The organism is Neobacillus mesonae, assembly GCF_001636315.1.
GTDB classification, from domain to species: Bacteria; Bacillota; Bacilli; order Bacillales; family Cytobacillaceae; genus Neobacillus; species Neobacillus mesonae.
On the sequence record NZ_KV440949.1, the window covers coordinates 476,627 to 498,820 of the forward strand.

Annotated in this window: 27 protein-coding genes; 6 read left to right on the top strand and 21 right to left on the bottom strand. The window is 39.3% G+C overall.

Features of this window, described 5'->3' with window-relative positions; all coding sequences use genetic code 11:
* Positions 1-13 precede the first annotated feature (13 nt).
* The 3 genes from A6749_RS02300 to A6749_RS02310 are packed head-to-tail and all read right to left on the bottom strand — an operon-like array spanning position 14 to position 2,709.
* Positions 14-679, bottom strand: coding sequence for a 3-oxoacid CoA-transferase subunit B (locus A6749_RS02300; protein ID WP_066384658.1), 666 nt, complete (start codon positions 677-679; stop codon positions 14-16).
* Positions 664-1,356, bottom strand: coding sequence for a CoA transferase subunit A (locus A6749_RS02305; protein ID WP_066384661.1), 693 nt, complete (start codon positions 1,354-1,356; stop codon positions 664-666). The genes A6749_RS02300 and A6749_RS02305 overlap by 16 nt, the downstream gene beginning before the upstream one ends.
* Complete coding sequence (locus A6749_RS02310) at positions 1,357-2,709, bottom strand: aspartate aminotransferase family protein (protein ID WP_066384665.1); 1,353 nt, start codon at positions 2,707-2,709, stop codon at positions 1,357-1,359. It abuts the gene before it with no gap.
* Between the two features lie 220 nt (positions 2,710-2,929).
* On the opposite strand from A6749_RS02310, the gene A6749_RS02315 reads away from it, so the two are divergent.
* Positions 2,930-4,282: a TrkH family potassium uptake protein gene (locus A6749_RS02315; RefSeq protein WP_066400683.1), complete on the top strand. Its 1,353-nt coding sequence runs from the start codon at positions 2,930-2,932 to the stop codon at positions 4,280-4,282.
* Between the two features lie 46 nt (positions 4,283-4,328).
* Here A6749_RS02315 and A6749_RS02320 read toward each other — a convergent pair whose 3' ends face one another.
* Positions 4,329-4,511: a YjcZ family sporulation protein gene (locus tag A6749_RS02320; protein WP_066384670.1), complete on the bottom strand. Its 183-nt coding sequence runs from the start codon at positions 4,509-4,511 to the stop codon at positions 4,329-4,331.
* Positions 4,512-4,634: 123 nt separating this feature from the next.
* On the opposite strand from A6749_RS02320, the gene A6749_RS02325 reads away from it, so the two are divergent.
* On the top strand, positions 4,635-5,228 hold the full coding sequence (locus tag A6749_RS02325; protein ID WP_066384675.1) for a DUF502 domain-containing protein: 594 nt from the start codon (positions 4,635-4,637) through the stop codon (positions 5,226-5,228).
* 24 nt (positions 5,229-5,252) lie between these two features.
* On the opposite strand, the gene msrB is transcribed toward A6749_RS02325, so the two are convergent.
* The 3 genes from msrB to rsgA all read right to left on the bottom strand — a co-directional run bounded on the left by msrB (position 5,253) and on the right by rsgA (position 7,404).
* A complete protein-coding gene (msrB, locus tag A6749_RS02330) occupies positions 5,253-5,693 on the bottom strand; it encodes a peptide-methionine (R)-S-oxide reductase MsrB (RefSeq protein WP_180321120.1) in 441 nt (146 codons plus the stop codon).
* A complete protein-coding gene (msrA, locus tag A6749_RS02335) occupies positions 5,690-6,229 on the bottom strand; it encodes a peptide-methionine (S)-S-oxide reductase MsrA (protein WP_066384682.1) in 540 nt (179 codons plus the stop codon). The genes msrB and msrA overlap by 4 nt, the downstream gene beginning before the upstream one ends.
* A gap of 116 nt (positions 6,230-6,345) precedes the next feature.
* Positions 6,346-7,404 (bottom strand): ribosome small subunit-dependent GTPase A, encoded by a 1,059-nt coding sequence (gene rsgA, locus A6749_RS02340; protein ID WP_066384690.1) that lies wholly within the window; start codon positions 7,402-7,404, stop codon positions 6,346-6,348.
* Between the two features lie 329 nt (positions 7,405-7,733).
* Between rsgA and A6749_RS02345 the strand changes: the two genes are divergently transcribed.
* Positions 7,734-8,486, top strand: a complete 753-nt coding sequence (locus tag A6749_RS02345) for a DUF4397 domain-containing protein (protein WP_066384700.1) — start codon at positions 7,734-7,736, stop codon at positions 8,484-8,486.
* A 56-nt stretch (positions 8,487-8,542) separates the two neighbouring features.
* Here A6749_RS02345 and A6749_RS02350 read toward each other — a convergent pair whose 3' ends face one another.
* From A6749_RS02350 to A6749_RS02365, 4 genes are all read right to left on the bottom strand, one after another.
* On the bottom strand, positions 8,543-9,121 hold the full coding sequence (locus tag A6749_RS02350; protein WP_066384705.1) for a YpmS family protein: 579 nt from the start codon (positions 9,119-9,121) through the stop codon (positions 8,543-8,545).
* A gap of 7 nt (positions 9,122-9,128) precedes the next feature.
* Positions 9,129-9,953: an SGNH/GDSL hydrolase family protein gene (locus tag A6749_RS02355; RefSeq protein WP_066384708.1), complete on the bottom strand. Its 825-nt coding sequence runs from the start codon at positions 9,951-9,953 to the stop codon at positions 9,129-9,131.
* A 264-nt stretch (positions 9,954-10,217) separates the two neighbouring features.
* Positions 10,218-10,799, bottom strand: a complete 582-nt coding sequence (locus A6749_RS02360) for an SCO family protein (RefSeq protein WP_066400685.1) — start codon at positions 10,797-10,799, stop codon at positions 10,218-10,220.
* 82 nt (positions 10,800-10,881) lie between these two features.
* Positions 10,882-12,510, bottom strand: coding sequence for an ATP-binding protein (locus A6749_RS02365; RefSeq protein WP_066384713.1), 1,629 nt, complete (start codon positions 12,508-12,510; stop codon positions 10,882-10,884).
* A gap of 207 nt (positions 12,511-12,717) precedes the next feature.
* Here A6749_RS02365 and A6749_RS02370 point away from each other — a divergent pair, with 207 nt between their 5' ends.
* Entirely contained in the window at positions 12,718-13,608 is an 891-nt protein-coding gene (locus tag A6749_RS02370; protein WP_066384718.1) for an MBL fold metallo-hydrolase, read from the top strand.
* 37 nt (positions 13,609-13,645) lie between these two features.
* Here A6749_RS02370 and A6749_RS02375 read toward each other — a convergent pair whose 3' ends face one another.
* From A6749_RS02375 to A6749_RS02395, 5 genes are all read right to left on the bottom strand, one after another.
* On the bottom strand, positions 13,646-14,488 hold the full coding sequence (locus A6749_RS02375; protein WP_066384722.1) for a DegV family protein: 843 nt from the start codon (positions 14,486-14,488) through the stop codon (positions 13,646-13,648).
* A 160-nt stretch (positions 14,489-14,648) separates the two neighbouring features.
* Positions 14,649-15,263 (bottom strand): LPXTG cell wall anchor domain-containing protein, encoded by a 615-nt coding sequence (locus A6749_RS02380; protein ID WP_066384725.1) that lies wholly within the window; start codon positions 15,261-15,263, stop codon positions 14,649-14,651.
* Between the two features lie 71 nt (positions 15,264-15,334).
* Positions 15,335-16,126 (bottom strand): TasA family protein, encoded by a 792-nt coding sequence (locus A6749_RS02385; protein ID WP_066384729.1) that lies wholly within the window; start codon positions 16,124-16,126, stop codon positions 15,335-15,337.
* Positions 16,127-16,214: 88 nt separating this feature from the next.
* Positions 16,215-16,784 (bottom strand): signal peptidase I SipW, encoded by a 570-nt coding sequence (gene sipW / locus A6749_RS02390; RefSeq protein ID WP_066400689.1) that lies wholly within the window; start codon positions 16,782-16,784, stop codon positions 16,215-16,217.
* A 19-nt stretch (positions 16,785-16,803) separates the two neighbouring features.
* A complete protein-coding gene (locus tag A6749_RS02395) occupies positions 16,804-17,625 on the bottom strand; it encodes a fibronectin type III domain-containing protein (protein WP_161487108.1) in 822 nt (273 codons plus the stop codon).
* Positions 17,626-17,928: 303 nt separating this feature from the next.
* Here A6749_RS02395 and A6749_RS02400 point away from each other — a divergent pair, with 303 nt between their 5' ends.
* A complete protein-coding gene (locus tag A6749_RS02400; protein ID WP_066384751.1) occupies positions 17,929-18,243 on the top strand; it encodes a helix-turn-helix domain-containing protein in 315 nt (104 codons plus the stop codon).
* An 18-nt stretch (positions 18,244-18,261) separates the two neighbouring features.
* Here A6749_RS02400 and tatC read toward each other — a convergent pair whose 3' ends face one another.
* Both tatC and tatA read right to left on the bottom strand, forming a co-directional pair.
* The gene (tatC, locus tag A6749_RS02405; RefSeq protein ID WP_066384754.1) at positions 18,262-19,002 is read right to left on the bottom strand and encodes a twin-arginine translocase subunit TatC; all 741 of its coding nucleotides are present in this window, start codon (positions 19,000-19,002) and stop codon (positions 18,262-18,264) included.
* A gap of 119 nt (positions 19,003-19,121) precedes the next feature.
* The gene (gene tatA / locus A6749_RS02410) at positions 19,122-19,316 is read right to left on the bottom strand and encodes a twin-arginine translocase TatA/TatE family subunit (RefSeq protein ID WP_066384757.1); all 195 of its coding nucleotides are present in this window, start codon (positions 19,314-19,316) and stop codon (positions 19,122-19,124) included.
* Positions 19,317-19,616: 300 nt separating this feature from the next.
* On the opposite strand from tatA, the gene A6749_RS02415 reads away from it, so the two are divergent.
* Entirely contained in the window at positions 19,617-19,856 is a 240-nt protein-coding gene (locus A6749_RS02415) for a hypothetical protein (protein WP_066384758.1), read from the top strand.
* A gap of 38 nt (positions 19,857-19,894) precedes the next feature.
* Here the strand turns inward: A6749_RS02415 and A6749_RS02420 are convergent, their stop codons facing one another.
* Genes A6749_RS02420 through A6749_RS02430 form a run of 3 tightly spaced genes read right to left on the bottom strand, consistent with a single transcriptional unit; the run spans position 19,895 to position 21,910 of the window.
* The gene (locus A6749_RS02420) at positions 19,895-20,386 is read right to left on the bottom strand and encodes a dihydrofolate reductase (protein ID WP_066384760.1); all 492 of its coding nucleotides are present in this window, start codon (positions 20,384-20,386) and stop codon (positions 19,895-19,897) included.
* On the bottom strand, positions 20,383-21,177 hold the full coding sequence (locus A6749_RS02425) for a thymidylate synthase (RefSeq protein WP_066384763.1): 795 nt from the start codon (positions 21,175-21,177) through the stop codon (positions 20,383-20,385). The genes A6749_RS02420 and A6749_RS02425 overlap by 4 nt, the downstream gene beginning before the upstream one ends.
* Positions 21,178-21,211: 34 nt before the next feature.
* On the bottom strand, positions 21,212-21,910 hold the full coding sequence (locus A6749_RS02430; protein WP_066384766.1) for an anthrax toxin lethal factor-related metalloendopeptidase: 699 nt from the start codon (positions 21,908-21,910) through the stop codon (positions 21,212-21,214).
* Positions 21,911-22,194 lie beyond the last annotated feature (284 nt).

Consider the following 22,194-nt stretch of genomic DNA (forward strand, 5'->3'; position numbering starts at 1 on the left):
TCCTTTATTGTGATTAGTATTTGATGTGCCGAAGCTTCTCACTTACGTCAAATTCGCATCCGGTTTTTTCGATAACTTCTGTGATATTACAGGGGGGAAACAGCTCGGTTAGCAGCAAACCTTTATCCGTTACCTTAAACACAGCCAGCTCCGTAATAATAAGGTCTACACAGCGGCTTGAGGTTAATGGCAGCTTACATTCCTTGACAATCTTTGGATTTCCGTTTTTATCACAATGATTCATTAACACAATCACTTTTTTGGCCTTTTGGGCAAGCTCCATCGCTCCCCCCATACCAGGCACTTTTTTCCCCGGAACGATCCAATTGGCAAGGTCCCCTTTTTCACTAACTTCCAGTGAACCAAGAATTGTAAGATCTACCCTTCCTTTACGAATCATCGCAAACGCGGCAGTACTATCACAATACGAACCCCCGGTTGTTAAGGTAACTGGAAACCCACCGGCATTGCAGAGATTTTCATCCTCTTCCCCATTAATTGGACTTGGACCCATTCCGGTTATGCCATTTTCCGCTTGGAACATCACCGTTACTTCTTTTGACAAATGATTGGGGACAAGTGAAGGGATACCGATCCCTAAGTTGACAAGCATTCCATGTTGAATTTCTTCAGCTGCTCGTTTGGCTAATTTATTACGAATGTCTATTCCCATGCCCATCTCCAATTCACCCCCTTTGTTGGAATTACATAGTCAACAAACACGCCAGGGGTAATAATTTCTTCAGGTTTAAGACCTCCAAGCGGTACAATTTCTTCGACCTCGGCGATAGTAATATCCCCCGCCATCGCTACTAGCGGATTGGTATTGCGGGCGCTTTTGTCATAAATTAAATTTCCATATTCATCTGCCTTTTTGGCATATACAATCGAAACTTCCGCCGTTAGAGCCGTTTCGAGCAAATATTCATTACCGTTATGGGCTATAATCGGTTTGCCCTTTACGACGATTTCATTATCCATGCCAATATCGGAGAGAATCCCGGGGAGGCCGACACCACCTGCCCGGATTCTTTCCGCTAAAATGCCTTGCGGGGAAAATTCGACCTCCAGCCTGCCTTCATGCATCATTTTTCCGGCAAATGGGTTGGATCCAATATGAGAGGCTATTACCTTAGCTGCCCGTTCCTGACTGACCAGCTTGCCAATGCCGATATGCGGAAAACCGGTATCATTCCCGATAAGTGTTATATTTCTTATTCCCTTCTCCAGGATCCCATCAATAATTGTCGGCGGCGATCCAACCCCGCCAAACCCGCCAAACATAAGTGTCATACCATCATGGAAAAAGGTAAGAACATGTTCCAACGTCGTAATTTTCCCAAAGATATTTTTCATTTAAGATCCACCAGCCATACAACTGAAATCTTGTGCAAACGCGGTAAATGTTTCATTTAATAGGGCAATCAATTCGTCAATCTCCTTTTCTGTTATTGTTAATGGAGGAGCAATCATAATCGAATCACCATTCACCCCATCAATTCCTGAACCGGCCGGATAGACTATCAGCCCTTTTTCCTTCGCAAGCGCTACCATCTTTTGAGTGATTAATGCTTGACGCGGATAAGGTTTCTTCGTACCGCGGTCGGCGACAAATTCAATCCCAAGCATCAAACCTTTTCCGCGGATATCTCCAATAAACTCAAATTGTGACTGCATTTTTTCGAGCTGCTGTTTGAAGTAAACTCCTTTTGATTCTACTTGACTCATAATCTTGTTTTTTTCGATATATTCAAGAACGGCTAAAGCAATGGCACAGCTTTGCGGATTGGCACTTAATGTATGCCCGCTCATCACTTGTTTTGTACCGGCCAAAATCGGTTCCATCACTTTCTCACTGGCAACCGCTGCGGCAATCGGTGCATAACCCGCTCCCATCCCTTTTCCTAAGGTAACAATATCCGGCGTGATCTCCCAATGTGTACAGGCAAGCATCTCGCCCGTCCGTCCTGAACCGGTCATTACTTCATCAGCAATGAATAAAATTTCGTGCGTATCACAGATTTGCTTAATCACTTTAAAATAGTCCTCAGGTGGTGCAATCGCCCCGCCTGCCGCCCCAATGACCGGTTCGGCGATAAAGGCAGCTATTTTGTCCGCTCCAATTCGTTGTATCGCTGTTTCCAGCTCTCGTGCACAGGCATATTGGCACGACGGTGCTTCAAGCTGATATGGGCAGCGGTAGCAATACGGCGGATTAATCACTGGAAAATCCTCCAAAAGGGGAACAAAACGGGCTCGTCTTCCGGTATGGCCGGACATCGAAAGCGCTCCTAGGGTAATCCCATGGTAGCTTACCCATCTTGATAACACCTTTGTTTTTGTCTGAATCCCCTTTTCCTGCCAATATTGAATCGCAATTTTCATCGCTGTCTCTGTCGCTTCCGAGCCGCTATTTACAAAGAAGCTCCAATTAAGGTCGCCGGGGGTCATGTCGGCAATCTTTTTGGCCAAGCTTTCAGCCGCCTCGCTCGTAAACTGCGAACGGTACACAAAGGAAACTCTTCTGGCCTGTTGATTCATGGCCTCGATGATTTCAGGCTCTCCATGACCTATATTTGCTGTAACCGCTCCTGATGCCGCATCCAAATACTTTTTTCCATCCATATCAAATAAATAAACACCTTTACCATAATCGATGACAGGATAGACGTCATCCAAGACTGGTTTGATTAAATAAGAGCGTTTCACAGGATTTTCACATCCTTTTTCAAATATGTTAGACCTTATTCCAATTGTATGATTCAATTTTTTGTTTCTTTCATCTTTATAGAAGAAAAAAAACAGACTTCACCTAGTCTGTTTACATGTAAAATTGCACATTTTATAAAAGGAAGACAATCTTTACCTTTTCCCTATGGTATTATAAAATAACAGTTATAATTTAATGAGGTAAGATTACATGAGTGCAATTCGAAAAATTCAATCGAAATCAAAAGAATTATCGGCATTTCAATTAATTGTTATTTTCTACCTTTCCGCCCTTGTTATTTCTACACTTATCCTTAAAATACCGATCGCACTGCGTCCAAATGCAGAACTAAGCTTTATTGATGCGATGTTTACAGCTGCAAGTGCTGTCAGCGTTACTGGATTAAGTGTCATCTCGATAAAAGATACATTTAATAATTTTGGCATTTTCCTGCTTTGCTTAATTCTTCAATTAGGCGGGCTTGGGGTCATGTCCCTCAGTACCTTTCTATGGGTGATGATTGGCAAAAAGGTAGGGTTAAAGGAAAGACAATTAATTATGATTGACCAGAATCAATCCAATCTCGCTGGACTGGTACAGCTGGCAAAACGGATATTTGTTATTTTTATTTCCATTGAGATTATTGGCGGTATCATATTAGGACTATCTTTCCTTAATGATTACGACAGCGGCTATACAGCTTTTAAGCATGGCTTTTTTGCAGCCATTAGTGCGGCGACAAATGCTGGATTTGATATCACCGGTGAGTCGCTGATACCGTTTAAGAATGATTACTTTGTTCAAGCAATTGTCATGCTCCTGATAGTTTTCGGAGCTATTGGTTTTCCGGTTCTCGTGGAGGTTTATGAATTTATTGTTACCTATCGGACGAAGAGAAAGTTTCACTTTACCTTATTTACGAAATTGACCACTTCAACGTTCGTTATTATTACGTTATTAGGCGCCATTGTCATTTACCTATTGGACAGTCAGCATTTTTTTGTTGATAAAAGCTGGTATGATTCTGTTTTTTATTCTTTATTTCATTCGGTCACCTCTAAGAGTGCCGGGCTTGCTACAACGGATATCAATGAATTCACCCCGAGCAATCAGCTGTTTATGGCCATCTTAATGTTTATCGGAGGTTCACCGAGCAGTGCGAGCGGAGGAATCCGGACGACCACTTTTGCGATTGTCATTCTCGCCATCATTTTTTATGCACTGGGGAAAGGCTCGATTAAAATTTTCAAACGAGAGCTTAGGCAGGAAGATGTGTTAAAATCATTTATTGTAATGAGCACCGGGGCTTTTTTATGTTTAATTTCTATTTTAATCCTTTCCATTACCGAACAAGGAACAGTCATAGAGGTCATCTTTGAGGTTTCTTCCGCTTTTGGGACCAATGGCTTGTCGCTCGGGTTAACGCCAAACCTATCTCCGTTTGGAAAGATTTTAATTATCATTCTGATGTTTATCGGGAGGGTTGGCATTGTGACCTGCCTGTTAATGCTAAGAGGAAAAGGGAGCAGAGAAAAAATTCATTACCCGAAGGAAAAGGTTATAATTGGCTAAAAATAAAGCGGCTGACTTCCATTGAAGTCAGCCTTTATTGTCCTTTTTAATACCAGCTTGCGCCAATGATAATTAACAGAATGAATAACACAACAATTAACGCAAATCCGCCAAAACCAAAACCGAAGCCGCCGCCGAACCCGCCGCCATAACCGTATCCGCCTGCTGGATAACCGTACCCGCAGCATCCATCCATTCCATATCCTCCATAGCCACCATATCCATACATCTGCATTCACTCCTCTAAAGATTTGTGTCTTTTCTCTGTTACTTTATGTACTAGGTGCTTGACCTGTATGTGCATCCGCCTATATTATTTAAAGGACAATCATGAAAAATATAGGTGGAAATCATGAAAACAATTTTGAAAAACTTTATTAACGGGATTTTAACCATTGTCCCAATCATTTTGGTCATTTATGTCATCTACAAAACTTTTATTTTTTTAGACAGCCTGCTTGGGAATTTTTTAAGACCCTACCTACATGAGGATTATATTCCGGGCATCGGCTTGCTTTCGACGATTGTGTTGATTACGATTTTAGGTTGGCTGTCGACAAAGTATATCACTGGGAAAATTATTAAGATCATTGATTGGCTGCTTGAAAAAATCCCCGTTGTCAAAACGATTTATTCGGTCATTAAAGACACGATTCAATCCTTTTTAGGAGATAAGAAATCTTTCTCCAAGGTTGCCTTGGTAGTGGTTCCAGGTACAGAAATGCGCAGTATTGGGTTTATTACATCGGAGCAGCTTGAGGATTTTTACAGCCCATTAAAGGACCATGTGGCCGTCTATGTACCGCAAACGTTTCAGGTTGCCGGCTTTACCTTCCTAGTCCCTAAGGAACAGGTGGAAATCATCGACGTCAAACCGGAAGATGCGATGAAATTTGTCCTATCAGGTGGTATGACTTCCACTTCAAAACAAAAAGAAATTGGTTAACAATAAAAGCCGCATACAGCGGCTTTATTGTTGTTCAAATAACTTCTTAAATTTTCCGTATCCTTCTTTGTCCAAGTCTTCTTTCGGAATAAACCTTAGGGCGGCGGAATTGATGCAATAGCGTAATCCGTTAGGTTCCGGTCCGTCATTAAAGACGTGGCCCAGGTGTGAATCGGCGGTTTTGCTTCTAACTTCCGTGCGAATCATAAAATGGCTGTAATCATCTTTTTCCAGGATTTCTTGTTCTTCAATCGGCTTAGTAAAGCTCGGCCAGCCGCAGCCGGCATCGAATTTATCAAGCGAACTGAATAGCGGCTTGCCCGAAACGATGTCGACATAAATTCCGTCACGCTGTTCATTCCAATATTCATTTCGAAATGGCGGTTCTGTGCCGTTTTCCTGCGTAACCGCAAATTGCATTTCTGTTAAGTTTTTTTTCAATTGTTCAAGATCTTTTTTGATCATTTTTTCAAATCACCCCAATGTTCTTCTATATAGCCTTTTCTTCCTGAACCAATTTGATAACGCACGTAGTGAGCCGGGTTTTTCTTATAGTAATGCTGATGGTATTCCTCTGCAGGATAAAATGTCCTAGCAGGCAGGATGGGCGTGACTATCGGCTTTTTGAAACGGCCGCTGTCCGCCAATGCCCGCTTTGAATCCTCCGCTAACTGTTTCTGCTGTTCATCATGATAAAAAATCGCTGTTTGATACGATTGGCCGCGGTCATAGAATTGGCCGCCGGGATCGGTTGGATCAATTTGCTGCCAAAATAACTCCAATAATTTTTCATAAGGGAAAATCTCCGGGTCAAACGTTATTTGAACCGCTTCATAATGCCCGGTAGTGTCGGAACAGACTTGCTGGTAGGTTGGATTGGCGACAGTTCCGCCCGTATAGCCGGAAATGACGTTTATAATTCCCGGCTGCTCATCAAATGGCTTTACCATGCACCAGAAACAGCCCCCAGCAAATGTAGCTAATTGGTATTGTTTATCCATCTTCACACCCCATTCTATAAGTCATTGTTTACTATGAGTATACAGAAAATGAGGATGGAAATAAAATTTGCTGTTTAAAAAAACCGACCAGCATCACTGGATCGGTTCCATTTCATCTAATATTTATTTTTTTGGTTATGAACCTTTTTCCACTTTTTTCTTTCTTCAGATTGGGCTCGTTTATCAGACTTTCTTTCAATAAACGCAAGTTCCTTTTGCAATTTATTGTAACTAGAAAGCCTTTCTGACATGAGCATCCCCGTTTCAACCGCCGCTGTCACGGCACAGCCGGGCTCATTTCGATGGGAGCAATCCTTAAATTTACATTGTGACGCCAGCAGTTCGATATCCGAAAAGGTTTCCGACAGTCCCGAGGTGCTATTCCACAGCTGCAGCTCCCGCATCCCGGGAGTATCAATCAAAATACTGCCATTTGGCAGGAGCACCAATTCCCGGTGGGTGGTTGTATGCCTGCCGCGATCATCCGTCGACCTGATTTCCTTTACTGCTTGTTTTTCCTCGCCTAGCAACCGATTGGTTAAAGTGGATTTGCCGACACCCGAGGAGCCTAGTAAAGCAATCGTTTTTCCCGGCTCTAAATATGGTGCTAATTGTTCCAAACCTTGATTTTTCTCGGCACTTATCGGAATAATCGGCACACCGCCAAATGTGACCGCTTCAATTTCGGTTACCTTCTCAGCTATATTAGGACAAAGATCGGCCTTACTTAGCACGATAACCGGATTTGCTCCACTTTCCCATGCTAACAAAAGATAACGTTCTATTCTACGTACATTAAAATCCTCATTTAAAGAGTTAACTAGAAATACCGTATCCACATTTGCAGCAACGATTTGCTCTTCCGCCGTATTTCCAGCCTGCTTTCTCGAAAACTTGCTCTTTCTCGGCAGCACCTGTAAGATTGTTCCCTTTCCTTCCTCCAACCTTGGCCTTAGTGCCACCCAGTCTCCAACTGCCGGAAAATCTTCTCTAGTAAGTGCCTGATAATTGAACTTTCCAGATATCTCACATAATAATTCCTGATGTTCCGTCCAAACACGATACATTCGTTTATGCTCAAGAGCTACTCTGCCAATAATTAAACTTTCTTCAGCTTTCAAGTGATCAAACTCTGACTTCATTGTTTCAGATAAACCGATTGATAATAAATTCATTTTTAAATTCCTCCACGCAAAAAGTAAATAAAAAACCATAGGCATACACAGCCCATGGTTTCATTTGCATTATAGGAATGACTAAAATGAAATCATTAACGGTTACAATTATGGGCTGTGCTTACAATATTCAAATAGAAGTTATTGTTCATTGTTTCAATTGACATTGCACATCACCCGCTTTCATGTATTTTACATTTATAGTATATGAAATTTTTTACTTCATGTAAACAAAAATATGAAACAAATCCAAAATTTTACGCCCCTTAGGCACCCAGCCAGAAAATTTGAATATCTTATGTTGTATCAGATTTTTAGGAGATGGTCGTATGTCCGATACGAGAAATCAGGCAGATTATCTGCAAAAGGCTGCGATGTATGATTCATTAGCTCAATATTATAAATACACAAACCCTAACTACCACATGCATTTTTACCTAAAGCACCTGCACTACATGAACAAGGCAATCACGATGATCCGCACCCAGCCGCAATTGGATCTGGAGGAGGCCAAAATCCGCGTACTTCACACCTCCTATAATTCTTCCAATATTGATTTTTACGTAAATGGAAAGCGGGTTATCAGGGACTTGCCTTTTAAAAATGTCAGTACCGACCTGGCTTTAAAACCCGGCAAATACCATATTGATATTTATCCCGCCGGCAAAATGATAGACAGTGTGTTAAATAAAAAACTAACAGTTGAACCAGGCAAATCGTACACCTTAACGACGATTGAATCGATGAAAAAAATGCGCCTGCTCATGTTTGAGAATCTGCCTGAGGTGCCACGAAATGAAGCAAAGTTCCGCTTCATCCACTTATCACCGGATACACCGGCCTTAGACATTGCCGTGACAAACCGCGATGTGATTTTTCAAAAGGTAGCATATAAACAAGCCACCGAATATTTAGGACTAACCCCGATGACTGTCGACCTTGAAGCAAGAGAAGCCGGCACAAAGAACGTCCTCTTATCCATGCCCAAGCTGCAATTTAACGAAAATAAAAGCTACACCATCATCTTCATCGGATTATCAAAAGAACAGCCGGAGCTGCAATTTATTAGTATGGAGGATTAAAAAATGGTGCCTGACACCACAATTTTTTGAGGTGTCAGGCACCAAAAGAGGTCAGCCTATTTAACCGGTACTGAAATCGTAAATGCAATATTATCATGTTTAAGATCAAATTTGTCTGCTTTAATTTTCAAGTCACTCTTTAGCTTTAGCTGCTGCATATTGATGTAGACAAGTTCATCATTTGGCCTGATGATAACTCCTTTTGGGAGCTTATAATTTTCGCTGATAAACTTTAAGACATTGGATATCGGCAGCGGTAAATCGCCGAGTGACATCGCCTTTGCCGTTAACACCAAGTCCCCATTCTTGAGCGCCTTTGGTTTAAAGGTTAACTTCATATTTAATTCTTCGCTAAAAACGGGAATCTTTCCGTATAATTCGACTTCATCAGCCAATAACACCCTGTATTGGATTGGGGAATCAGCAGCCTCTTCCTCCAAATAATGGTTAATAAGTTTATTTAAATCATGTTTATTTGATTTCACATGAAAGGAAACATGTTCCCCCGCTTGGCGTTTTACGATCTTTTGCTCAACATCTTCATATGACCTCGTAACAAGTGATAAAAGTATAATTGCGAACAAAATATTGATTCCTATGAGTACCAGAAATCCTATTTTCCATTTATTTCTCATACAAATACTAATTCCCCTCTGTACTTACCATTAATGCCCGCTTTTCAAGATCAGGAATGACTCGTTCACCTAAGGTCTCGTTCAGCCTTTGGGCGATAAGTTGATAACCCTTGTCGTTTGGATGAAAATGATCCTTATACAATAAATCATCCCTATTGTTCAAAAATAAATCATCAATTCCGACAAAGTAAGCGTTAGGATAATTGACGACTACAGATTGCCCCGTCTTGTTCCACTCGGAAACAATTTCGTCCATTTCTTTAATATCGGAAAACCATTTTGAGAATGGATTGTACATACCTACTAAAACAATCGATGCATTGGGGTTCTCTTTAACGATGGTCTTCATAATTTCAATCAAGTGGTCCCGGTATGTTTCTTTTTCCGTCATAAAGTCTCCGTACTTTAAATTAGTAAAATGCTCCCGTACTACCTTCATGATATCATTGCCACCAATCGTTAAAATAATTAGATCTGCTTTTTGTAAAACTGGCTTCAATTCCGGAGATTGTAATCTTTTTAACAGCTGTTTTGTACGATTGCCTTTTACACCATAATTAAAGAAATCAACTTGGTTAACCCCTTTATCTTTTTCAAGCATCGATTCTAGATACGGCAAGTAACCGCCTTGCCCCGTACTGTCACCAACACCTTGAGTTAAGGAATCACCGGCGGATAACACGGTTAAATTTCGTGGCGAAAAATCTGAAGGAATGGGTGCAAAAGCTTGAACCGCTGTCTTCTTTTCTGGATGCAATGCCAATTGGTCCGTTTCGCTGCATGAGGTTAGTAATAACGCCGAGAGAAATAGAGGGGTGAAAAATTTTTTCACTGTATTCACCTTCCCTTCTAAACTATCTTTATCCCGCTTTAACGTGCAGTATGTGCATTACTTTAATGCTAAACTTAATTAGGGAAGCTATTCGTAAATATGCAGCTGCCCGTAAAAGCCCGATTTGTTCAACTAATAATCATTGGGAGATGAAAAGAACCCCAATGATTATAGTTTCACTTTATTATAACACGACAACTTTCATTCAAAACACTTCTGTACTATATCCTATTCTTGGCAAAAAAAATAGACCCGTGTAATGGTCTATTGTAATGTTTTAATATCACTAATAATTTCTTCAAACGGTACATCTTTAAACCCGCTGTAGTTTTTTCGAATATGTCCATCTTGGTCCACTAGGTAAATAAAGGTTTGGTGGATGACTTGGTTACCTTCCTGCGGCTTTTTCACCAACGTTTTGAAATTCTTAGTTGCGAATTTCTCAATAAAGTCTTGGGAATACCCGGTTAAAAAATTCCAATTGTTAAAATCAGCTCCAAATGACTTGGCATATTTTGTCAGCACATCAGGCGAATCGACGGTTGGATCGACACTGAAGGAGACAAATTCCACGTTTTTCAATCCTTCATCCTTAACCATCTTTTGCAACTTTGCCATATTTGAAGTCATCGGTGGGCAAACATCCGCACAGCTTGTAAAAATAAAATCCGATATCCAAACTTTACCTTTTAAATCCTTTAAACCAAGAGGCTTATTTGCTTGCGTCGTTGCCGTAAAGTCCTGAATCGGCCAATCAACACCATTCTTGATATCCTTCTTTCCACAGGCAGACAATAGCAATACTGCTGCCAGCAAACATATAGCGGCTAATCTCATCTTCATCATATCACCTACAAAATTCATCTTATGTATCCGTGACTAGTTTATCAAAGAATAGCATAAGAAGAAAGAAAAAGACTTGATCCCCTTATTCTCCGCCCTCCCATAAGGGAATATGGATTTTAAATGTAGTCCCTTCACCTTTTATACTTAATACCTCCACTCTTCCCTTCAGCCGCTCGACAAGCTGGTAGCAGACCATCATTCCTATTCCGGTTCCTTTTTCCTTTAAGGAGTAAAATGCTGTTCCAAGCCGTTGGACTTCTTCGAATGACATACCAACACCGGTATCGTTAATCTCAAACACTCCGTAATGAGGGGTTTTATAAACCTTAAGAGTCAATAGACCTCCGCCTCGCATGGATTCAATCCCGTTCTTAACAATATTGATCAGCACCTGTTTTAATTCACTCTCATTCCCTTTGACAAAGATATCTAGTTCAATTTGCTTCTCAAGGCTGATATTTTTTGACATCAAGGCAAAGGTATTCATTAAATCCATGACATTTGATGCCAGTGTACCTGCATTCACTTTCGTAATCTCCTCAAGGTCAGGTTTTGCAAGAGATAAATAGTCATTGATAATCATTTCGGCCCGGTTCAATTCCTCTATCATTAAATTAATATAGGTCTTTTCCTCCGATGTTAAATGATCCTTGGCATAAAACAGCTGCAAAAATCCCCTTACCACTGTCATCGGATTTCTGATTTCATGGGCCACGGATGCTGCCAGCTGACCGATCGCATTCATCTTTTCAGCACGCTGTAATTCCTTTTGCAGCCTCGACTTTTCAATAACTTTCTCCATCTCACCGATGGCTTCTTCAAATGAACGGCTGCCGCAAAGATCTGAAGGATGGCTGCCAAACTCTTTGTATGTATCTGAAAGCCGGTCGAAAAGAATGGACAGCTGACTTGTCATATGATTAAATTTTTCCCCAATTTGGCCGAGGTCTGATTCATCCGATATTTGCAGCTTCATGCTAAAATCCCCTGCACTCACTGCATTAATTCCCGAGATAATTTCTTGCACCGGTTCAAAAACCTTTTTGAGACCCCACCTCATGATCAAATAGACAAATGCGGTAATCAGAATTAGAGCCACAAGCAAAAAAGTTCCTGTTTTCTTTTTAAAGGCTTCGACTTTTGCTGCATCTACATTTACGACAAAAACCGCAATCTGTTTACCATTGTTATCTTCAATCGGCTTAAACGCTGTCACCCATGTTCCCTCAGCATCATGATATATTCGGCTGCTAGTGAGTCCCTTTTCTTTAACTGAACGATTAAAGGCTGCAAGAAATTCCTTTCCAGCGAAATAAGTACTGAAGCTGTCTAAAGTACCTTTTCCATCTTTTCTTGACATAGTTATAAAGGAAAGTTCATTACCCTTTATTTTCTTAGCAATCACAATATAGCCATCAAAATATTTTGAATTCTTTTCTAAAAGGTCTACAATTAATTCATTTAATTTAATTGCTGCCGGAGCATCTTCATCATGCTGTTTAATTACCTCTTGAACCAAACTGGAAGGAATGGAATCTTTCCAAAGCACGGCAATTCCTTTTGCCCGTTCAATCAACTGCTCCTCCATTTGGTTGGATTGAAAGAAAAAAACCATTCCTGCTGTTGAAACAACTACCAAAAATGTAATCATAAAAGAAAATAATAATACCTTTCGATAGAGCGGCAGTTCTTTCACCTTGTCCTTGGTCATATTCCAGGTCCTTTCAAAAGATTTTATGATATATGAAATTTCGACATTAGGACTTTAGAATCCTTTTGCGTTTACTCAAAATCGTTACTTTTTTCTTATCTCCTGAAAAAGCATGATGAAAAAACATGTTTGTAGGTGGTAAATATGATATGATGAATGAGCGTTCAGTCGTATTTATTATTTTAAACAAAATGTGAGGTGATGAAAATGGAACGAATTGGTCCCATCCTAGTAATAGAAGGCCCTAATCACAGCAAGGTACCTTATTCCCGAAGTTTATACTTGGATGGCAGTGAAAAAGTATTGTTCGACAGCGGTGCCGAGGCAAAAACACTAATGGAACTCAAGCGGGAAAAAGGAATAGAATTAATCATCAATACCCATTATCATCCAGATCATACAACCCACAACCATCTATTCCCCGAAGTCACCAAATGGATCAATCCGATTGAATTTGAAACTTCACGCACCGTGGATGGCGTTGCCCGTGCTAATGCCATTCATCAAGAATTGGGACCTAAGGGAGTGAAAAAGTGGAAAGACTCTCTTCCTAAAGAGCTAATTGAAAATCTTAGTCAAATTTCTGGAACATATGATTATGAAATAGAGTATCGATTTGGCGATGTAAAAGTTATCTTTTTACATACACCGGGCCATACAAGCGGTTTTACCTGCCCATACTTTCCCGAACAAGGCGTCGCTTTTGTCGGCGATTATGACATGACCTCGTTTGGACCATGGTATAACGGAACCGACGGCGATATTGATGATTTTCTAAGCTCAGGAAAACGACTGCTGACACTTGATGCTGACACATATATAACGGGTCATCAAAAAGGCATCTTTAACAAGCAGGAATTTAAGACGGCAATGGAACAATTCCTCTCCATTATTGACCGGCGTGACGAAATAATTGATCAATATGTCCGCCAAGGATTAACATTTGATGAGCTTACCGAAATCGGAATCTTTTATCCAAAGAAAAACTTGAAAAATCCCTTGTTTAGAATATGGGAACGGAGCGGGATTCGCAAGCATTTGGAAAGGCTTGGCTATACAATTGGGCAAGCTTCCGCAGAGCTTGTTAAATCAAAATAGGATGGAGCCAACTCTTTTTTGGCCCCATCCTATTTTTTTATTCATAGTAATACATTAATGCCAGTGCCCCAGCTCCGGTATGAGTGATGACAGTTGGATTCGTATAATCAATTTCTACATCTTGAAACCCGGTTAATTCAAAAATACTTTCCTTGATCTTAACCGACAGCTCGTGTGCTTCCGCATGAGCAATCCCGACTCCACGAATCGTTTTGCCCTTTACATCCTCAGCAAACTGCTTGGCCAAAAACTTTACCACTTGGGAATAGCTGCGTACCTTTGTGACCGGCGTGTACTCTGCCCCTTCAAGTGAAGCGATCGGCTTAATATTCAGCAACGAGCCGATAAAGGCCTTGCCTTTCCCAATCCGGCCGCCTTTTACTAGATTCTCTAATGTATCTACCATTATATATAATTTCGTATGATCGCGGACTGTCTCAAGCCTCTTAAGGATTTCATCCACACTTTTACCCGCGTTTGCCAATTCCGCCGCTTCTCTCACTTGAAACGAAAGCGCTTTTGAAATAAATTTCGAATCAATCACAGTCACTTTTGTGTCGGTCATCTGAGCCGCGCTTTCCGCCGAACGAACGGTGCCGCTCATTTTACCGGTCATATGAATGGAAAGTACTTCATAGCCTTCCATTCCAAGCCGGTCATATACTTCAAGAAATTCACCAACGGATGGCTGTGAGCTTTTCGGCAGCTCCTTTGAACCTTCCATTTTTTTGATAAAATCAACAGAGTTAAGCTCTACCCTGTCTAAATATGTTTCACCATCTATCGTAATCGCCAAAGGCACTATTTCAATTCCAAGTTTCTCTATGATTTCTTCAGGCATATCCATCGTTGAATCGGTTACAATTTTCACCTTGTTCATGCGTTCACATCCCTACTCTTACTCCCTTGATTATACAAGTTTCGACAAGGGATGGGAATGATTATTTTTTTAGAATAATAAAGTGAGAATAAACTTCGAGATAGTTAGTCTAAAAATAAAAATAGACCTTGATTTTCAAATTGTACAAATCAAGGTCTCATTATACTTTTCTATCTATTCTTTTTCGTTTTATTTGAAAAAATTGATATATAGAACCAGTTAAAACTAGTACAATACCTGCTAGCATTATATTAAACATATTTGTGCCAGTTTCGGGGAGTTTAGGACCGTCAACTGGCAGAGTACCACCTAAGGTGCCTTCGACATAAAACTTAAACTGAAATTCACAGCTTAAACCTTGAAATTCATTATTTAATTCAATAGGTATATAAATGTTGAACATTAGATCCTCATGGGAACCCTTATTTAAAAATCTCGCATTTGACTTCTTAAAATCTTTCAATTTACCCTTAAAAATCTCTCCAGAATTGTCGGTGATAGTAAAATATAATTCATTATAAAATTTTTCAGAGCCTGTTAGAAATCTATTTGAAAATAAATATTTAAAATCTTTCGAACCATTATTTTTGACAGTCAGTTTCTTTGTGTATGTATCTCCCGGTCGACCATTTTGAATATCAAAGAAAATTTTATAAGGACTTGTTGAAATATCAATTTCTTTTACTTTTTCTTCAGCATTTGAATTTATTATAGGTGCAATTAAGCAGAGAAAAAAACTAGCGACTACAACAAAAAATGGAAATTTTTTTTGCATATGGTAATCACCCAACAGTTATATTGAAAGGTGGGCAAACAAACACCCACCTTTTAATTTTTCATAAATTTTTATTGGTTAGTATCTTCCCAAGCAGCTTTATCGGTTGTATCTGGATCTACAAGATCGCCTGTGCCATTAGGAGTAACTGTTTTATCTGTCAGACCTTGTTTTCCATTGCCTGTTATAGTGCCGTTTGGACCTTGTGCATTATGACTTTTATTACCCATAACTTGACGAGCATCCAGCTTAAAGTCAACCTTGGCCACCATTCCCTGTAATTTATTTTGCGCAACATTTGTCTCAGGGAATGATATCATAATACGGTATCTTCCATAACTTCCAGCATCAATTCCATCAGGAGATAAATTAAGCTTAGTACCTTTAAGGAATCGGGGTTGGATTTTACCCACATAATTACCTGCGATTGCATCTTTTAATGAAATTTTTTGTGAATTTACCAACATTGATTCCGGCACATATTGCCCATTAACGACAGTTTCATAAAAATATGTTACAGATAATGCACTTAAGAAATCGTCGTCAGTGGCACCTGTATTTAGCGGATTCTCTACCGATACTTTAGAAAAATCCAAATATGTGTCCTCAATTGCTAGGCTACCTACATTTTTCAAATCAAATGTTCTTTCAACAGTGTCACCAGGTCGTAAGTTTGAAAGGTCAAAGTTTACAGGCCATTGTGTACCAGGATATTTTCCTACTTCAAGATTTAATGTACCAGCCGCAAAACCATTGTGAATAGTTGCTTCGTCACTAAAGTAAGCAAATGTTCCTCCTCCGATTAATGACAGACCTAGAGCAGCTGAAGCCATTCCTAAACCTAATTTCTTTTTAATACCCATTTTTTCTCCTCCTGTTTTTTACCCCTCTTTTTGAGGTATGTAGTATATTTATTGAACCCTTATTAGATATAAGGAGTTGCAATCTAAACTAGATGGTTTCTTGTGCATCTTTTCTTTTACTTGCAGGATCAATTTCCTTTAATGCTTTGAAAATCGTAATTCCAGAATAAGCTAATAATAATAATCCAGGTAAAATCATTAGTAGGGCTGTCCCATTTTTAGACTTAGCAAAATCTAAGAAATATCCAACATATGGTATTGTGAAACCTGTATATTTTGCTACTACATTTTGAGCAATTACAGGATCTTGATCGGCATTATCATTGTTATCACCTTTAGTTTCATACATTACTTGGTTATCATTCTTTATAACATCGATAATTCTATGAGTAGCCATTTGATTTTCTGCTATCAAAAAGGTGATTACATCGCCTTTATTCAAATTATTCTTATCTTCTACTGGTTTTACTGCAATTATTGACCCTGTTTTAAATGTTGGTTCCATGGAGCCTGATAAAACCGTTTTTAATTGGTAGCCTAAGAAATTAGGTTCGCCTCCAGAGGCTTTTGATGATATGACAACAAAAATCATAAAGATTAGAGTTAATGATAGAATGACAGTTATTACAGTACTAATAACTTTTTTTACTTTTTTCATATTTACACCACCAGTTTTTTTAATTTTCGTTACTTTTCTTTGTTTGAATTGTTTCATCAGCTGTATCTTCTTGCTTAGTTTCTTCTGAAGAAATTGAGTTGTCTTTTGTTTCGTTATTAATATCTGTTTTCGTATCTTCCGATGAATTTGAGTTATTTATTTTTTCAGGTTTATCCTCTGGTTTTGTTACCTGAGCAGGATTTTGACCAACTACCTCGTCGGCGTTTGTTGTTACATCAATAATTGTTCCTACAGACTCTTTTCCGGACTTATCAACTGTTGTAATTTTATAGGTATACTTTGTTTCGGGTTTTAATTTCTCGTCATCGAATTGACCATTCTTTATGTTGGTCCCAACAGGGGTTTTATCTTCATTTCGATAAACATTGACATGACTAAAGTTTTTATTACCCTGGTTAGGATTTGACCAAGTCAGATTGATAGAATTACTCGTATGCTTTTCTTTTACTTCTCTTACTTCAGAGCAAGGGGCATTTGTATGATCGTCACAGCCGCCTTTGTTATGGCCAGGATTATCTGGATCTGTCTTTTCACCAGTATCTTCATCAGGTTTATCGGGGCCATTTCCAATTCCCGCGTTATCCTTACAATAATTGTGCCAGTAATCAGATTTTCCATTTAATTCTTTACAAAAATCTTTAGCAGCACTAATCGTTCCGCTAATTTTCTCCACGTCATTAAAGTAAGCACCGGTATCAGATGTTAGGTATGAACCTGTTAGAATCAGTAGATACCAAATCGCTGCAATCTTAGCTATGAATACCAGCTTTCTGCTACTTTTCTTAAATTTTCTCAATCTTGTAGATCGAATCGTACTCACTCCCTCATTCGCTCTATTTTCGAACCAGCATATGTAGTGATTAAGAACGAAGTCGGTGAATCTATTAAACTTTTCACAACAACTTCTTTGCATTGTTCTCATTTAAGAACTTACAAATTGAGTATAAGACAAAATAACGAACTTGGAAAACCGCAAAAATAGGCGAACTTTCTTAATAAAGAACGTTTTCGGGACTTTTTCTCTAGTTTTCTCGTAATTACTTAATTTCTTGTACTTTATAAAATATTTAATGTTCTTTATAATGTAAAAAAAGGTTTTTTTACTATATAGGAGATGAAGGTGATGATCGGGAAACGAATTAAGATATTGCGAGAGAAAATGGGATTATCAATTACGGAGTTAGCAAGCCGGGCTGATGTTTCAAAATCCTATATCAGCCAGATTGAGCGGGGCGCACAATCCAATCCCTCACTGCAATTTTTGCGGAAGATTGCCGTTCCATTAGAAACCAACATAGAGTTCTTTTTAGAAGACTCAGAAAGTAATGAGTCATTAGAAATACAGCTTGATGATGAGTGGAAGGCATTAATCCAAGCTGCAATAAAAACAGGAAAATCAAAAGACAAACAAATAGCCCCCATTCTTCTAAAAGAATGAGGGCTATTTTAAGAAGGCTTAGTTCACTTCAATAATTTCTTCTTCCTGTTGTTTCTTTAGTTTTTTTCGATAGACTAATTTTGAAAGGTTGATGCTGACTTCATAAAGCAGTAACAACGGCAATGTCACGACGAAATCAGACATGAAGTCTGGCGGTGTGATGACGACCGCAATAATGACCAGTACAAAGTAAGCATATTTTCGAATCTTTGATAGCACAAACGGATTGATAATGCCTAGCGAGGTTAGGAACATTACCACAACCGGCAGTTCGAATAATACCCCGAATGGAATCGTCATATTCATGATAAAGCTGAAATATCTGTCAGCGGTAAAGTTCGTGACAAACATGCCTGCACCAATGTTGACTAAAAATTTCAGGACCATTGGAAAAATCACGAAATAGCCAAAAGCCAGTCCCATTATAAACAATAAAAAGAGTGCGGGAATATAGGAAAGGGTCAGCCTTCTTTCATTTGGCTTTAATGCAGGCTTCACAAACAGCCAGATTTGCAGGGCCAAAACAGGAATCGTTCCGGCGATGGCTACGACCGTTGCCAGCATAAAATATATCCAAATAATATCGCTTGGTCCTAAGACCATTAATTTCACGTCCAGGTCGCGGACAAACCATTTGTAGATGTCATCCACATAAATAAATCCGATGATAAAAAAAACAATAAAGGCAAGCGCCGAAATGATAATTCGTTTTCGTAATTCCTCTAAATGATCAACAAGCTGTAGTTCTTTATCTGCCATTTACTTCCCCTGCCAATTTCGAAGGTTGAGAATTTGTGTGATGGTTAAAATCATACTTTCACACTAAATATAGTTTAAATTCCAGAAGAAAAAGGGTGCAAGACGCAAAATCTTACACCTTATTTAGTCAATTTTTCTTTTTCGTCTTTAATGTCATCCATTACATCTTCGGTAAGCTCTCGTGTTGATTTTTTAAATTCTTTTAACGTTTGTCCAAATGCCCGGCCGATTTCCGGCAATTTCTTTGGTCCAAAAATGATCAGTGCAAGCACTAAAATTAAAATTAATCCCGGTACTCCGATATTTGAAAACATGGAAATACCTCCCCTTTAGTTGTTAATTTACTACTACGATTATAGTATTGAAAATTTAGTTTGGGTTAATTTTTCGAAATAATTCATAGTAAATTCACAATATCAATAAAAAACGTAATAGCGGTCATAATTTTCACTTTAAATCTCTATAGTCAATTTAACAATAACCTGTTTTGAAGTCAACGCATTAATTTTAAATGAAATTTTTAAAATATTTTGACAATATATTTCCAATAGCATATAATTGAAACATTAGTAATATTTACTAATAATAATTCTTCGGGATGGGGAGTGAGTTGGATGGAATTTTCACTTTGCAGTTTTGATGGTGCCCTGCCTGTGGAAGTTACAATCGATGATGACAACGGAAGATACACCATTCGTAAGAGCGATCGGACCGGTGAATATTTTAATAGCCCGAAAGAACTTATCGCTTGGGTGAAAGCACATTTCCATGAGGAGGAATTTTGCCATCCACACGAATTCCGAGGTATGCTCGCGCAGTTAACGGAATACGAACTAAATGGACTAAGTTACTAAATTAAAAAGCACCAGCTTCGGCTGATGCTTATTTTTCGTTACTTAACCTTCCGATCATAAATCAAAAATTCATAATCATATGGATTTTTGTCATCTTTGATTCCTTGTTCAGAAGAGACTAGCTTCCACTTAGTTTCATCGAATTCCGGAAAATAGGTATCGCCGTCAAATTGATGATGGATTAAGGTAATATACAGCCTGTCACCAAAGGCGAAGGTTTCTTTAAAAATCTCCGCACCGCCGATGACAAAAATCTCCTCGTCTTGCTCTCGGCAGTAGCGAATAAATCCCTCCATCGAGTCAAACACAGTGCAGCCCTCTGCTTGGTACCCCTTTTGACGGGTTATGATCAAGTTCTCTCTTCCCGGAAGCGGCCGGCCAATCGATTCATGTGTTTTCCGTCCCATCGCAATTGAATGGCCCATCGTCGTCCTTTTAAAGAATTTCAAATCCTCTGGCAAGTGCCAAGGCAATTGATTATTTATGCCGATCACCCTATTTTCATCCATTGCAACAATAAAGGAAATCATACACTAACCACTCCTTTAATGTGTGGATGCGGATCATAATTCTCCAAAACAAAATCTTCGTATTGGAACGAGAAAATATCCTTAACGTCTGGATTAATTTTTAAAATTGGCAGCGGTCGCGGTTCTCTTGTAAGCTGTAGGTTAACTTGTTCCAGATGGTTTTGATAAATATGAACATCCCCAAAAGTATGAATAAATTCCCCTGGTTTTAGGCCGGAAACTTGGGCAATCATCATCGTTAACAATGCATAGGAAGCAATGTTAAATGGCACGCCAAGGAAAACATCAGCTGAACGCTGGTATAATTGGCATGAGAGCTTGCCATCAGCTACATTGAATTGAAACATACAGTGGCATGGCGGCAGTGCCATTTGATCGATTTCTGCGACGTTCCAGGCATTCACAAGCAGCCTGCGGGAACTCGGATTGGTTTTAATTTGCTCAATTAACTCGCTGATCTGGTCGACCGTTTTACCGTCGGCGCCTGTCCACGAGCGCCATTGATGGCCATATACCGGGCCAAGTTCCCCGTTTTCGTCCGCCCACTCGTTCCAAATGCGGACACCGTTCTCCTGCAAATAGCGGACATTCGTATCCCCTTGTAAAAACCATAATAGTTCATAAATGATCGATCTCAAATGAAGTTTTTTGGTTGTTAATAGCGGGAAGCCTTCTTCTAAATTAAAGCGCATTTGATATCCAAATGTGCTGATAGTGCCGGTACCGGTCCGGTCACCCTTCACAGTACCCGTTTCCAAGACATGCTTACATAGGTCTAAATATTGTTTCAAGATTTACACTCCTCTAATTCCATATCCTTTAATTTTATTTCAGGCCCTTGATTATTTCAAATGTTTTAGGTGCCTGTTTCCGTAATTGTTGATTGGTATCGTTATTTAAGTAGTACATTGCAAATGATTCCGCAAAGTATTCTTCCGGGTATAAAAAATAACTGTTTCCTGGGAACAATTGATCATGTTCCAGTTCCATTACATGTTTAAATTCTTTTGTTTGACTAATATTATTTAAGACAAATTTGTCAATAGAATGCGCCATTTCGTGCAGTTCCAGGTTCACTGAACCGTGGCCTTTTCCCTTGTCACTGCTGCCGATTTTAACAAGTACGACCTTGCCGCCGCCAATGCCCGGCACGTCATCCCAGGTAATTTTTGTTTGATAGCCTCTTGGAATTTTTCCAGCCAGCTGCTTTGCCGTTGGATTATCGGTCAGCTTTCCAGTGAAAAGCTTTAATGTGATTCCTTGATCATCTATTTTATTTAAAAGCGAAGCCGGCAGTGAATCGATTCGGTTAATCATCTTCGCCGCTTCTTCTTGGTCAAAATTCTTTTTTGGTAAAACAATAATGTCATTTAAGGGTTGTGAAGATTTTTTTTTAAGAGATTGATAGAGCTGCGTATTGACTGAAAAATCGACAAGCTTTCTACCGTCATTGGATGCTCGGGATGTTGTCATGGATAATAAGAATAAGCTGGCAACAACTACTGTGATAAACCATTTGCGCATGTTAAAAGCCCCCAAACTCTATGAAATACTCCTAATAGAATTATATCATGTGAGATTGGGAGAGATTATGAATTTTATTAGGCAAATTAGGTATTAGTTGGGTTTGGCTATGGGACAGATTTGGCATAAGATTGTTTGGGTTGTCCCTTAGAACAGCTCTATAAGACTGTTTTGATGCAAAGTTACCTGCCTGTGTCCCATAGAACCTCTCAATGAGACTACTTTGCCACAAAGCCACCTAACTTTGTCCCCTAACAGAAAAAAAGCCGCCAAAATACCGGCGG